This is a genomic window from Mesorhizobium sp. M7A.T.Ca.US.000.02.2.1 (assembly GCF_003996995.1).
Taxonomy (GTDB): Bacteria; Pseudomonadota; Alphaproteobacteria; order Rhizobiales; family Rhizobiaceae; genus Mesorhizobium.
Genome location: NZ_RZTT01000135.1, coordinates 1 through 13,724, shown reverse-complemented (window position 1 = coordinate 13,724; position 13,724 = coordinate 1). Strand labels below are relative to the sequence as shown.

Below are 13,724 nucleotides of genomic sequence, written 5' to 3'. Positions count from 1 at the left end.
TTCTTGACGTGCGCGCCTTCCTCGGCGAACCAACGCGAGATCTGTCCGGTCGCCATGTCCATGTCGACCTTGGGAAGAATGACTTCGGTCGGCATTGCTCAGCGAACCCCTTTCGCGAGGTCGCGCGCAGCGGTGACGATGTCGGGAATTTGCGGCACCGTCGCCTTCTCGAGCTCCGGATTATAGGGGATCGGCGTTTCGGCGCCGCCCAGCCGCACGATCGGCGCATCGAGATAATCGAACGCCTCGCTCTCGGCGATCATGGCGCTGACCTCGGCGCCGATGCCCAGCGTCTTGACCGCTTCGTAGACGCATAGCAGCCGCGACGTCTTCTTGACACTGTCGATGACGGTCTGCTTGTCCATCGGCCGGATGGTGCGGAGATCGACGACTTCGACGTCGATGCCTTCGCTCTCCAGTGCGGCAGCCGCGTCGAGCGCCTTCTGCACCATGATCGAGGTGGCGACGATGGTCAGGTCGCGGCCCTCGCGGCAGATATCGGCCTTGCCGATCGGCACGGTGTAATAGCCTTCGGGCACCGGTCCCTTCATCTTGTAGAGCAGCTTGTGCTCGAAGATCATCACCGGATCGGGATCGGCGACCGCCGCCAAGAGCATACCCTTGGCATCATAGGGGGTCGCCGGCTGGATGACTTTCAGACCCGGCACATGGCCGAGCCAGGCCTCGAGGCTCTGGCTGTGCTGAGCCGCCGCACCGGTGCCGGAACCGGCGGGAAAGCGCATCACCACGGGAACCGAAACCTCGCCGCCCAGCATGAAGCGCATCTTGGCCGCCTGGTTGACGATCTGCTCCATGGCAAGCGTGGCGAAGTCGGAAAACTGGAACTCGAAGATCGGCCGCATGCCAGTGAGCGCAGCGCCCACCGCGACGCCCGCGCCGCCCAGTTCCGAAATCGGCGTGTCGATGACGCGGTCAGCGCCGTAACGTTCGACCAGGTCGCCGGTGACCTGGAAGGCCCCGCCATAGACACCGATATCCTCGCCCATCAGGAAGACACGTTCGTCCATGTCCATGGCGATCGCCATGGCTTCCTGGATCGCCTGGGCGTAGCTCAGTTCACGCACCATCGCGTCCATCACGCCTGCTCCGTATACACGTAATTTCCGGTCTCGCTGATATCGGGCGATGGGCTCGCCTTGGCGAACTCGATGCCCTCGGCGATCTCTTGCGCCACGGCATCGCGAATGGCCTCGATGCCCTTGTCGTCGATGAAGCCGAATTCCCTGAGCTCGCTTTCGAACAGGATGATCGGATCGCGGTTCGACATCCAGTCCTCGATCTCTTCCTTGGTGCGATAGCGGTTGCGGTCGCTCTTGGAATGGCCGCGATGGCGGTAGGTCTTGGACTCGATCAGCGTCGGCCCCTCGCCGGCGCGGGCTCGGGCGATAGCCTGATGAGACGCCTCGGCGACCTCGGAGAAGATGTTGCCGTTGACGATGACGCCCGGCATCGAATAGGCGGCGGCGCGCTCGGCGATGTTCTTGACCGCGGTCGAGCGGGCTGTCGATGTGGACATGCCATAGCCATTGTTCTCGCAGACGAAAATAACCGGCAGCTTCCAGACCGCCGCCATGTTGAGCGCCTCGTGGAAAGCGCCTTCATTGTTGGCGCCATCGCCGAAGAACGAGACCACGACCTTGCCGGTCTTCATCATCTTGGAGGACAATGCCGCCCCGACGGCGATCGGGATGCCGCCGCCGACGATGCCATTGGCGCCGAGATTGCCCTTGCCGACATCGGCGATGTGCATCGAGCCGCCACGGCCCTTGCAATAGCCTGTGGTCTTGCCGAAGAACTCGGCGAACATGCGCTTGACCTCGGCGCCCTTGGCAATGCAGTGGCCATGACCGCGATGCGTCGAGGTGATCTGGTCATCCTCGGCAAGAGGCATGCAGATGCCCATGGCGCTGGCTTCCTGGCCGATCGACAAATGCATGGTGCCGTGGATGAGGCCGCGCGTGTAGCACTCCTCCGCGCCCTCTTCGAAGCGGCGGATCAGGTACATCTTGTGGAGCACCTGCTTGAGCTGCTCGGCGCTGTACTGGCGGTAGACGAAGGGCAGATTGGCGCGACTGTCAGTGACGGCTTTGCTGGCTGTGGCCATGATCACGCTCCCACGGACCCATAGACGAGCTTGTCCTGGCGGGCGCGCAGTTCGGCGATCTTGGAGCCCGCCGCGGGCGCTGCATTCGCGTAGGTTATGAGCTCGCCCTTCTTGATCGGCGCGGTGACCGAGCCGCCCTGCAGCAGGCCGCAGGGAATGGCCTTGGCGGCGCGCGCCTCAGGCGTCGTCATGATCCAGGCACGATAGCAATATTCGCCGATCGCATCGAGCTTCTCGCCGGGTTTCATGTCCTTCTTGGCCACGGCGGCGACTTCGGCCACCGGTTTGGCCAGCGGCACCATGTCGGCCTTGCCGTAGAGCACGACGCGCGCGCAGGTCAGCGGCACTTCGAGCGAGGTCAGGTGATAGGGACGATGGAAAGTGAAATACGGGCCTTTGCCCATCTTCAAATCTTCCATGCGCTCGGAGATGCGCGGATGCGACATGTCGGCAACGACGAAGACGCCGGGCGCGACACCCTTGCCGATCGAATAGTCGACGACGCCGACCCTCGACAGCACGCCGCCATCCTTCTGCGGCACCAGCACCTTGGACAGTTCGCCAAGCGTCGCCGCCGGCCCATGCATGCCGGCCTTGTCTGGCACCAGGCCGGTGGCATTGGCGATCGCCGCCATCTCGACCATGGTCTTGGAGCCGTCGACGAATTCGACCAGCATCCGCACATTCATGTGCCGGCGCTTGGCTTCCTCCTCATAGTCTGGGGGAATAGCGTCGATGTTGAGCGGATTGTTCTTGCCCTTGCCGGCGGCAACGATCGAATGCCCCATGGCCGAAACGAACTCGATCAGTTCCATGCAGGAGGACGGCTCATCGCCGGCGCCCAGCGAATAGGTGACGCTGAGCCGGTCGGCCTCGCTCTTCAGATAGGCGCCGATGGTGACGTCGGCCTCGACATTCATCATCACCAGATGCTTGCCATGTTCCATGGCGCGCAGCCCGATCTCGGCGCCGACGGCGGGAACCCCGGTGGCGTCGATGACGACGTCGATCAGATCATTGTTGATGACAAGGCTGGCATCGTTGGTGACCGCCACCTTGCCGGCTTCCATCGCCGCCGTCATCCCCGACGCGTTCGACACCTCGCGCGCATGCCCGGTTTCCTGGAAGGCGATATCGACGGCCTTGCTGGCGGCAGGCAGGTTCAGTTCGGAAATGGCGCCGATCTCGATGCCTGACATATGAGCGACACGAGTGACGATGTCGGTTCCCATCTCGCCCGAGCCGATCAGGCCGATGCGGATAGGCTTGCCCGACTTGGCGCGTTCCTCGAGATCGCGGGCAAGGCCCGTCAACGAAACATTGGAAGCCATACCGCTCGTTCCTCCCATAATGCAGGCTTGTTCGATTGCCTGACGGGTATTGAACATCTGTATTTCTGTCAAGACTAATGTCCAGATTCTTGTGCTTTTTGGGCACTTTCACCACAGTCCAGCGGGACGAAAAAGAGGCTGGAAAACCTGATGCAGCGCAGTCGCCGTCAGTGCGCGGATGGGCATCGGTTGGAATCGTTCAGCTCAGCAAAGGCGCAGCCTGTTGCGCTGCCGTGCAATAGGCCGGCGCATGCGACTGGCGGCATCTTGGCCCTCGCGGGAAGTCCTGCTCAGTGTTCCGCGAAGCCGCCACGGGCAACCCGCCGCGTCGATCGGAACATCATGGAAATGCACGACCACGCCATCCGCATCGATCAAGACCACGGCATAGGCGGGTGCTTTTCTGCTAGCGCCCAGCGGCACCAGCCGGCAAACGGAACGCTTGGATTACCCTCTACTGTGCCGTCCAGCCGCCGTCCATCTGCAAGGTCGTGCCGGTGATCTGCCTGGCTGCGTCCGAACACAGGAACAGCGTCAACGCAGCAAGCTCATCGACGGTGACGAATTCCTTGGTCGGCTGGGCTGCGAGCAGCACATCGTGCTTGACCTGTTCCTCGGTCATGCCGCGCGCCTTCATGGTGTCGGGAATCTGCCTTTCGACCAGCGGGGTCCAGACATAGGGTGGGCGACGCCTATTTGGCGATCTCGAGCAGGGACGATACCAGAAGCTCTCGCTCATCTTTCGACAGGACATCCGAATCGAAGAGGTTCATGCTGCGCAATCCCTCGATGGCGAGATAGCAGATCAACAGCGATTTGAGATCCGGCGTCTCACCTTTCAGCCGCTCGAAAAGCTGCCTCTTGAAGGTCTTTATCGGCATCATGAAATCGGGATCCTCGGCGATGGCCGAGAAAATCCAGGACGCCGACGGCTGCTTTTCCTCGCAATCATTGGCTGACAGCCTGATGTAGACAGCCAGGAGATTTTCGTCCTTGTCATTTGTGCGGGCGGCTTCCAGTGCGTGCTCGAACTCACGCAGATAGCCTTCGACCAAACCTTGCATCAATTTGGCCTTGGTCGGGAAATTGTAGAGGAGCCCTCCCTTGGACACGCCGGCACGGCTGGCTACGGCATCCAGCGACAGGCTGCCTGGTCCGGATTCCCGGGCAACATCAGCCGCCGCGGCGAGAATCTTCTCGCGCGAATTCGGTCTTTGGGCTCTCATGGGGCCTCCCATCGCAAGCTTAGGCCCAATTGACAAGACCGTCCAGACGGTACAGGAAGACCGCCATTATTTGAAATCGGGACCCGCAGTCGATATGTGTCCCGATATCCGCGCTTCGGGCCGGATTTCGACTGAGGGGACTTCCTTGTTCAAGCGCATACTCCGTATCTTTATCATTGTTCTGGTTCTGGCTCTGCTCGTCGTTGTGGTCGGCGGCATCGTCGGCTTCAACTTCCTGCGCGACAACGGCATCAAGCAGTACTTCGCATCGATGAAGCCGCCGGCGGCAACCGTTTCGACGACCATCGCCAAGCCTTCGGCCTGGACGCCAGGCGTCGAGGCGATCGGTACGGTCAGGGCTGTGCGTGGTGTTGACCTGACGGTCGAGACCACCGGGATCGTCAAGGACATCCTTTTCCATGCCAACCAGAAGGTGGCCGACAATGCGGTTCTGCTGCAGCTCGATGACGCCGTCGAGCGCGCCGACCTCGACGCACAGAAAGCGCAGGCCGCGCTCGACCAGACCTCGCTGGCCCGCGCCATTGAACTGACCAGGCGTGGCGTCGGCTCCGACTCGACGCTGGACACGGCGCGTGCGGCGGCCTCGGCCTCGGCATCTCAGGTCACCAAGTTGCAGGCCGTACTCGAGCAGAAGCAGCTGACGGCGCCTTTCGGCGGCACGGTGGGCATTCCGAAAATCGATATCGGCCAGTATCTGGCGCCCGGCACCGCCGTGGTGACATTGCAGGACCTCGACACGATGCGGGTCGATTTCTCGGTTCCCGAACAGCAACTCGCCTTGCTCAAGATCGGCCAGACGATTCGATTGGGCCTTGGCGGTGAGGACAGGCCATTCGCAGGCGCCATTCGCGGCATCGACCCGAAGATCGACTCGTCCAGCCGGCTGGTGAACATCCGGGCGGAAGTCGCCAATCCCGATGGCAAGCTGACCCCCGGCCAGTTCGTGCAGGTGCGTGTCGAGCTGCCCGAAGAGCAGAACGTGCTGACCCTGCCGCAGACGGCGCTGACGACAAGCCTCTATGGCGACTACATCTTCGTGGTGCAGCCGGCCAAGCCTGCCGAGGCGACCCCAGCCAAGCCGGAGGAAAAACCCGCCGCGCCGTCAGCCGACAAATCAGCGGAAGCCAAGCCTGCGGACACCAAGCCGGACGATGCCATGAAGCCGGCGGCTGATGCAGCCAAGCCTGCCGCCGATGCGGCAAAACCAACCGACAAGGCTGCCGATCCGGCCAAGCCGGCGGCGGAAGGTGACAAGCCCGCGCTCGTGCTGTCGCAGGTGTTCGTCAAGCCCGGCCGCCGCAATCAAGGCATGGTCGAGATCGTCGAGGGGCTGAAGGCCGGCGACGAGGTCGTCACCGCCGGCCAGAACCGCCTCTTCAACGGCATGTCCGTCGTTGTGGACAACACCATCGACCCGACCAAATCGGCGAACAAGCAGGCCGAACAGCAATGAGCTTTTCAGATCTCTTCATTCGCCGGCCTGTTCTTTCGACGGTCCTTGCCTGCATGATCCTGCTCCTGGGTTTCCAGGGCATCTTCAACCTGTCGATCCGGCAGTATCCGAAGGTCGACGAAACCGCGATCACCATCACGACGGCCTATCCAGGCGCCAGCGCCGATCTGATCCAGGGCTTCATTTCCGCCCCGATCGCCCGCGCCGTCGCCTCGACCGAAAACATCGACTACGTCACCTCGTCCAGCCGCCCGTCCTCCAGCACCGTGACCGTGCAGATGAAGCTCGGCTCGAACCCCGACGTCGCGCTGACCGAAGTCCTGTCCAAGGTCCAGGGCGTGCGCGGCACCTTGCCGGACGCATCGAAGGACCCTGTCATCGTCAAGGGCACCGGCCAGCAGTTCGCGATGATGTACATCTCGATGCAGAACCCGAACATGACGAAGGAGCAGCTGACCGAGTATATCGAGCGCGTCATCAGGCCGCGCATGTCGACGGTCGAAGGCGTCGCCGACGTGCAGATCTTCGGCGCCCAGGAATACTCGATGCGCGTCTGGATCGATCCGGTCAAGCTTGCCGCGCGCGGCGTGACGGCCTCCGAACTGCTGACGGCGATCAACAATTCCAACTTCCTGTCGGCGCCCGGCAACACCCAGAACGAGTATGTCGTTTCCTCGATCACCGTGCGCTCGACATTGCAGACGCCGGAGGCATTCGCCGAGCTGCCGCTGCGCTCGACTGACGGCAATGTGGTGCGGTTGCGCGACGTGGCTCGCGTCGAACTCGCGGCCGAGAACACCGACACCCGGGTCTCGTTCAACGGCAAACCCGGCACCTTCCTCGCCATCTTCCCGACGCCGGCGGCCAATCCGCTGACCACGGCGGCGGCGCTCACCAAGCTGGTGCCGCAGATTCAGGAGACGCTGCCGAAAGGCATGACGATCGAGGTCGTCTACGACGCGACCGGGCAGATCAGCGCTTCGATCGAAGAGGTGTTCAAGACCATCGCCGAGGCGGTTGCCATCGTCATCGTCGTCATCCTTCTGTTCCTTGGCTCCTTCCGGTCGGTGATGATGCCGATCATCACCATCCCGTTGTCGCTGATCGGCGTCTGTTTCCTTTTGTTTGCGGTGGGCTATTCGATCAACCTGCTGTCGCTGCTGGCCATGGTGCTGGCGATCGGCCTGGTCGTCGACGACGCCATCGTGGTGGTGGAGAACATCCATCGCCATATGGAAGAAGACCACATGTCGCCGATGCAGGCCGCGTTCAGCGGTATGCGCGAAATATCGTCGGCCATCATTGCCATGACCATGACACTGGCCGCCGTGTTCGCGCCGCTGGCCTTCACCGGCGGCCTGACCGGCGCATTGTTCCGTGAATTCGCAGTCACGCTCGCCGGCTCAGTGGTGCTGTCGGGCGTCATCGCCATCACCATCACCCCGATGATGTCGGCACGCCTCCTGAAGTCCGGCACGCCGGGCCGTTTCCAGCGCATTGTCGACGGCGCCTTCGCGCGCGTCGAGCATGTCTATGAACGCGCCGTCACCGGGTCGCTCAATTATCGCCCATTGACGCTGATCATCGTGCTTGCGCTTGTCGGCGTCACCGGCTTCATGTTCACCAAGACCTCGAGCGAACTGGCGCCGGAAGAGGACCAGGGCTTTCTGCTCTCGATCGTGACAGGGCCGCGTTATGCGACCTCCGATTACACCGAGACATACGTCAACCAGATCCTCGGCCTGGTGAAGGATATTCCCGAAACACGGGCGCAGTTCTCGGCCGTCGCCTTCGGCGGCACGACAAACAGCGCCTTCGTCGGCTATGCCTTCAAGGATTGGGCGGAACGCAAGCGCAATTCGAAGGAACTGCAGGCCGACATCACGGCCCGTATCGCCAAAGTGGCCGGCGTCGAGGCCTTCGTCTTCGCGCCGCCGACGCTGCCCGGCTCTGGTGGCGGCCTGCCCATTTCCATGGTGGTGCGATCGACCGGCGCTTCCTCGGAAGTGTACGAGGTGGCCGAGCAGATCAAGAACAAGGCGCAAGCCTCCGGCCGCTTCATCGTCGTGCAGAATTCGATGGCCTATGACGCACCAGAGGTGACGGTGACCATCGACCGTGATCGCGCCGCGGCGTTGAACCTGCCGATCGCCGATATCGGCCGCACGCTGACCTTGCTGGTCGGCGGCGCCGAAGTGGCGCAGTTCGACCGTGACTCCAACAGCTACGACATCATCCCGCAGGTGCCGCAGGAGTTTCGCGACAATCCCGATAAGCTCGGCGAATACTTCGTGCGCAGCGTGACGGGCGAGATGGTGCCGCTCTCGGCGGTGGTCAAGATTTCGAACAATGCGGCGCCGGCGGCAATCGAGCAGTTCAACCAACTGAATTCGTCGACGATTTCGGCGCTCCCGCTGCCCGGCGTCACCACCGGCGACGGGCTGAAGGCGCTGGAGGACATCGCCAAGGAGAGCCTGCCCGACACCTTCTTCCTCGACTATTCCGGTCAATCGCGGCAGGAAAAGGAACAGGGCAACACCATCCTGATCGCTTTCGCGGCGGCCGTTGTCGTCATCTATCTGGTGCTGGCGGCGCAGTTTGAAAGCTTTCGCGACCCCCTGATCATCATGATGGCGGTGCCGCTGTCGATCTTCGGCGCGATCGTGCCGCTCAATCTGGGCCTCGGCACGCTCAACATCTACACGCAGGTCGGCCTGATCACACTGATCGGTCTGATCACCAAGCACGGCATCCTGCTGGTCGAGTTCGCCAACCAGCAGCGTGAAAAGCATGGCATGCGGCGGCGCGACGCCATCATCGCCTCGGCCAAGGTGCGCCTGCGGCCGATCCTGATGACGACAGCGGCGATGGCGCTCGGCGTGGTGCCGCTGATCACGTCCAGCGGCGCTGGTGCCGCGGCCCGCTATTCGATGGGCCTGGTCATCTTCACCGGCATCCTGGTCGGAACCCTGTTCACGCTCTTCGTCGTGCCCATGTTCTACACCTTCATCGCCAGCAAGGACCTGCCTCATTTGGCGGAGAAGCCGGATCCCAAGCTGATGCCGGCACTGCCTAGCTAGGGTGGTCGAGGAATTCCCGCTCGGAAATGGGCAGGACAAATAGATGGAAGCAAAAGAAAAGAGGCCGGGAATTTCCGGCCTCTTTTCTTTTTGGCTGAGCTCGATACCCCGGTTCGAGCTTTGCTCGATACCGCCGGTTTGCGCTGTACTCAATACCCTGGTTCGAGCTGTGCTCGATACCGCAGCGTTTTCCGGCGGGAGCCTTGAACACGGCGCGGCAGCATGCTGACACGCCGTCGGTCACAGCCTGCTACTTGACGATGACGATGCTGGTGTTGGTCGCCCCGAAGGTTTCGACGAGCTGGTAGAAATCGGCGGCGTTGTCGGGGTGCAGCCGCACGCAGCCATGCGAAGCCGGCTGGCCGAGGCGCTTGATCGCATAGGTCGCGTGCACCGCATAGCCGCCGCTGAAGAAGACCGAGTGCGGCATCGGGGCGTTGTCGTATTTCTTCGAATACCACATTTCATGCATGCGGGTCGGCTTGAACGAGCCGGTCGGCGTCACATGGGCCCGGTCGCCGGTGGAGACTTTCCAGGCGAAGGTCGGCCGGCCGTCAACGGAGACTTCCATGATCTGCTGCGAAAGCGAAACGCGCGCCACGACCTTGTTGGCGGCGTGCGCCGCACCCGAGCCGGCGCCGAGCAGCAGTGCTGCACCAGTCAGGGCAGCGGCGGTGATGTTGATAAGCTTGGCGGAAATGGCGGTATGCATGATGAAGTCCCCTCTCTCTGCCGGTTGGGCCGGCTCCAATTCGATGGCCGCTTATCCCAACGTCATGTTTCGAGAAGATTTCGCAAAATGCTCGCTTCTGTTTCGAATTTGTTTCCACTGGTTAACAAACGTCCCTCTTATAGATGGGTGGTGGAACACGCTCGGCAGGCCCCGCCAGCAAAGACCAGCGGCGGGAACATGAGTATCTGCCTCCAAACGAAAGTGCGAATTGGCATCATGTGAAAGAACAGTCGTCGACATCGAAACCAATCTGCAACAAAGCGCGGCTCCAAGCGGCATGATCCGGATACGGGGTGCGAGCAAAGTTGACGCAACGAAAACAGCCGGAAACGAACATGGGAACGAAATCGAACGCGCTGTCCTGGCTTCTCAGGATCAGCATCGCGGCAGCGGCCATCGGCGGCGTCGGCACGGTTGCCGGCACCCCGCTGACAAGCCTCGGCGCCATGACATCAGGCGAGATTTCGACGCTGCATACCGCACTGTTTTTCGCCACGGTCTGGATTGTTTCCAGCCTGCGCATCGCCCGGCTAAAGGCCCTCTGGCGGGTCGGCCTTAGGCTGACGGGTTTGCGCGGCGCCTCCGGCAACTTGCTGCCGAGAGGACCGAAGGCCCGCGCCGCGACGGGGGGCTCCGTGGGCGGCGCGGGCACTTCGGGGGTATCCTGAAGCGACCCGCAACAGGTTCATTTTTGAAGAATTGGCATTTGGGGAACTGCGACGATGAAAACGAAATTTGCCGCTTCGGTGCTGTCCGCACTGCTTTACGCCCAGGGCCTGCTCGGCTTTGCCGGCCTTGCCACCGTGCTGCTCAGAGACCGCGCCCATGCAAGCGAACTCACCATGGGCAGTGACATGCCGGTGGGGCCATCGCTTCTGCTGGTACGCTGAGCGTCAAGAGCATCGGGCCCAGAGGTGGAAAATCCGATGCCCTACAAAAGGGATTGCGCCAGTACCCGGCGGTCAGTCGGCGAACTGTCGCGGCGGATCGAACCGGTAGCCGGCGCCACGTATTGTGGTGATGGTGTCGGTGTCGAGCTTGCGGCGCAGCCGCACGATGCGCGAATCGATCGAGCGATCGAAGGCGTCGGCGTTTTCGGCCGGTGCCGCGGCGATGATGTCGTCACGCGTCAGCACCTTGCGCGGACTGGCCAGGAACAACCTGAGCAGCGCCACCTGGCCGGGCGAAAGCTGTTCCTCGGAGCCGGAGCGATGCATGACCATGGCCGATCTCAGATCGACGGTCGCGTTCTCCAGCACGATCAGTTCCTGGGTGCCCCTGCCGCGGCGCGAAAGCAGGCCGCCCACACGAGCGGCCAGTTCACGGACATTGAGCGGACTCTCGACGACGTCGGCCGCACCAAGCTCCAGCGCCAGCACCTTGTCGACGAGATCCGCCGGCCGGCAGATCAGGATGAAATCCGGCCCGCCCTCGTCGCCTCCTGCTTGGCCGCCATAACGTCTGAGCAGATCCCGCCCCTCCGCCTGGCTGAGGCTGTCGCCGACGACGACGACGTCGATGCCCTTTCCCGACAGCAGCGATTCGGCCTCCCAGGGCTGACGTGCCTGATGCACGTCGTGGCCGCGCCGCTCGAGATGGTCGGCGAGTTCGGTCGCCACCACTTCGGCTACCGAAACGAGCGCAATAACGGATCGTGCGGCCATCTTTTCCAACCGTTCCCTGGCAACCCGGATATGAGTGCTGGACATGATGTTTATACCCAATCTACTTTCCACTGAAAGTGGGAGCGAAAGCATCGTGCGGGCAAGAATTGTCATCGTCGAGGATGAGCCCGACCTCAGGGACGCGGTCGCCGAATATCTTGGCGCATCCGGCTATGACGTGGCCACCGCTGAAAGTGCTGCCGCAGCGCGCAGCCTCGTTGAAACGCAATCGTTTCATCTCGCCATTCTCGACATCGCCATGCCCGGCGAGGACGGCCTCTCGCTCGGCCGCTGGCTGCGTTCGAAACTGCCGATCGGCATCATCTATGCCACCGCGGCCGGCACCGCGCTCGACCGTATCGTCGGGCTGGAACTCGGTGCCGACGACTACATCGTCAAGCCCTACGAATTGCGCGAAGTGCTGGCCAGGGTCCGCAGCGTGTTGCGCCGCGTTCCCCAGCCGAAGGAGCTCCAGGACAAGAAGGCTGGGACGGATCGCCGTTCCGTTGCCTTCGGGCCCTTTCAGGCCGATCTCGACGGCAGGCTGGTCACCGGTGCCAATGGCGCGGTGATCGACATGGCCAAGAGTGAGTTCGACGTGCTGGAGATTTTCCTCACCCGCGCCAACCGGCTGCTGACCCGCGCCGCTATTTCCGAGGCGATCGGTTTCACCGAAGATCCGGAATCGTCGCGCGCCGTCGACATCCGCATCATGCGGCTGCGCAAAAAGATCGAGGCCGATCCCGCCAATCCGAAATTCCTGCGCACGGTGCGCGGCGAGGGCTATATCTTCTCGCTGCCGGCCGGCGACGGCAACTGAGCACCGGGCCGGAAGGATTCGGTTGCTCGCCAGCCGAAATTGGCACGACTCCGAATTGGCGCGACTCCGGAATGACAGCACAAGATGATCGCTGAAGCAGCAAGCACCGATATGCAAGGGTTCAGGCAGGGCGCGGCGATGGCGGCCGTGCGTGTCGTTCGTCGGCTGCGCGAGGCAGGCGACTGGCAGCGTGAGATGGACGGCATACTGGAGGCGCTTTGCCGGGCCATGGATTGCCAGCGCGGCATCCTGTTTCGCTTGCGCGAACTGCCAGGCCAGGGCTTCGCCCAATCCGTCGCCGCCTACTGGATCGATCCTCTTTTCGGCGGCGAACTGGCGTCGCCAACCGTCATCATGCAATCGATCGTCAATTCCGACCCCCTGCTGGAGCGGCTTGCCGAGGACGAGAGGCAAGGCAAGATCTTCGCCGGCCATACGCGCGACCTCGAAGGCTTCCTAAGGACCGATTTCGAGAAGCAGAACATCAAGTCGTTCCTCTCGGTCTCGGTCTTCGCGCATGGCCATCTCTGGGGCACGCTGGCGGTCAATGACTGCGTCAGCGAGCGTGCATGGACCGACGAGGAAGAGGCGACGCTGCACATCATCGCGCTCGCTATCGGCGACGCTATCGAGCGCTCGCCATCCGACGCCCATGCCAGCGAGGTCATTCGCCGCACTATGCTGCAGGCCTCGCTCGATGCCATCGTCGTCATCGACGAGACCGGCTCGATCATCGAATTCAATCCGGCCGCCGAGAAGATGTTCGGCTTCCAGCGCAGCGACATTCTCGGCAAGGACCTGCTCGATACGATCGTGCCGATCTATTACCGCAAGGGCTATGCTTCGGGGGCCGAATACATGTCCGGCCGCGGCGCGCCGATGGTCGGCCAAAGGCTCGAGACGGTGACCCAGAATGCCGCCGGCGAAGTGTTCCCGATCGAGCTGACGGCGACCGAGATGCGGGTCGCCGACCGCCGCCTGATCTTCGGCTCCATCCGCGACCTGCGCGACAAATTGCGTGCGGAGGAAGAAATCGGCCGGCAGCGCGAGAAGCTGCACCAGAACGAGAAGGTGGCGGCGATGGGTTCGTTGCTGGCCGGCGTATCGCACGAGCTCAACAATCCCCTGGCAGTGGTTGTGGCGCAATCGACGCTGCTGCACGAATTCGCTTCCGATCCGCAGACCAAGGTGCGCGCCGAGAAGGTGCGCGCCGCGGCCGAGCGCTGCGGCCGCATCGTCAAGAGCTTCCTGTCGATGGTCCGTCTCCATCC

12 protein-coding genes and 1 pseudogene are annotated in these 13,724 nt (G+C 62.6%); 6 read left to right on the top strand and 7 right to left on the bottom strand.

The genetic code is table 11. The annotated features are described in order from the left end of the window. Positions 1-98 precede the first annotated feature (98 nt). The 5 genes and pseudogenes from EOD15_RS15105 to EOD15_RS15085 form a co-directional block, all read right to left on the bottom strand. Positions 99-1,097, bottom strand: a complete 999-nt coding sequence (locus EOD15_RS15105) for an alpha-ketoacid dehydrogenase subunit beta (protein ID WP_127321725.1) — start codon at positions 1,095-1,097, stop codon at positions 99-101. Beyond that, positions 1,097-2,125 carry a thiamine pyrophosphate-dependent dehydrogenase E1 component subunit alpha gene (locus tag EOD15_RS15100; protein WP_127321726.1) on the bottom strand — a complete coding sequence of 343 codons (1,029 nt, stop codon included), beginning with the start codon at positions 2,123-2,125 and terminating at the stop codon, positions 1,097-1,099. Before EOD15_RS15100 ends, EOD15_RS15105 begins: the two co-directional genes overlap by 1 nt. Before the next feature lie 2 nt (positions 2,126-2,127). Further along, complete coding sequence (locus tag EOD15_RS15095) at positions 2,128-3,456, bottom strand: NAD(P)H-dependent oxidoreductase (protein ID WP_127321727.1); 1,329 nt, start codon at positions 3,454-3,456, stop codon at positions 2,128-2,130. Positions 3,457-3,910: 454 nt separating this feature from the next. Further along, positions 3,911-4,135 (bottom strand): annotated as a pseudogene (locus EOD15_RS15090) (SDR family oxidoreductase); the annotation flags it as partial. Between the two features lie 13 nt (positions 4,136-4,148). Beyond that, entirely contained in the window at positions 4,149-4,682 is a 534-nt protein-coding gene (locus EOD15_RS15085) for a TetR/AcrR family transcriptional regulator (protein ID WP_127323062.1), read from the bottom strand. Between the two features lie 145 nt (positions 4,683-4,827). On the opposite strand from EOD15_RS15085, the gene EOD15_RS15080 reads away from it, so the two are divergent. Both EOD15_RS15080 and EOD15_RS15075 read left to right on the top strand, forming a co-directional pair. Next, positions 4,828-6,156, top strand: coding sequence for an efflux RND transporter periplasmic adaptor subunit (locus EOD15_RS15080; RefSeq protein ID WP_127408593.1), 1,329 nt, complete (start codon positions 4,828-4,830; stop codon positions 6,154-6,156). Further along, positions 6,153-9,236: an efflux RND transporter permease subunit gene (locus EOD15_RS15075; protein ID WP_127272041.1), complete on the top strand. Its 3,084-nt coding sequence runs from the start codon at positions 6,153-6,155 to the stop codon at positions 9,234-9,236. Before EOD15_RS15080 ends, EOD15_RS15075 begins: the two co-directional genes overlap by 4 nt. Before the next feature lie 250 nt (positions 9,237-9,486). Here EOD15_RS15075 and EOD15_RS15070 read toward each other — a convergent pair whose 3' ends face one another. Further along, positions 9,487-9,948: a L,D-transpeptidase gene (locus EOD15_RS15070; RefSeq protein WP_127382766.1), complete on the bottom strand. Its 462-nt coding sequence runs from the start codon at positions 9,946-9,948 to the stop codon at positions 9,487-9,489. Positions 9,949-10,304: 356 nt separating this feature from the next. Between EOD15_RS15070 and EOD15_RS15065 the strand changes: the two genes are divergently transcribed. Continuing rightward, on the top strand, positions 10,305-10,637 hold the full coding sequence (locus EOD15_RS15065; RefSeq protein WP_127321949.1) for a hypothetical protein: 333 nt from the start codon (positions 10,305-10,307) through the stop codon (positions 10,635-10,637). Between the two features lie 54 nt (positions 10,638-10,691). Beyond that, positions 10,692-10,859, top strand: a complete 168-nt coding sequence (locus EOD15_RS15060; protein ID WP_081738724.1) for a hypothetical protein — start codon at positions 10,692-10,694, stop codon at positions 10,857-10,859. 72 nt (positions 10,860-10,931) lie between these two features. Here the strand turns inward: EOD15_RS15060 and EOD15_RS15055 are convergent, their stop codons facing one another. After that, positions 10,932-11,633, bottom strand: a complete 702-nt coding sequence (locus EOD15_RS15055) for a response regulator transcription factor (protein ID WP_127321951.1) — start codon at positions 11,631-11,633, stop codon at positions 10,932-10,934. 46 nt (positions 11,634-11,679) lie between these two features. Here EOD15_RS15055 and EOD15_RS15050 point away from each other — a divergent pair, with 46 nt between their 5' ends. Continuing rightward, positions 11,680-12,453: a response regulator transcription factor gene (locus EOD15_RS15050; protein WP_185929003.1), complete on the top strand. Its 774-nt coding sequence runs from the start codon at positions 11,680-11,682 to the stop codon at positions 12,451-12,453. An 84-nt stretch (positions 12,454-12,537) separates the two neighbouring features. Then, a partial coding sequence (locus EOD15_RS15045; RefSeq protein ID WP_185929002.1) for a PAS domain S-box protein occupies positions 12,538-13,724 on the top strand: 1,187 nt, incomplete at its 3' end.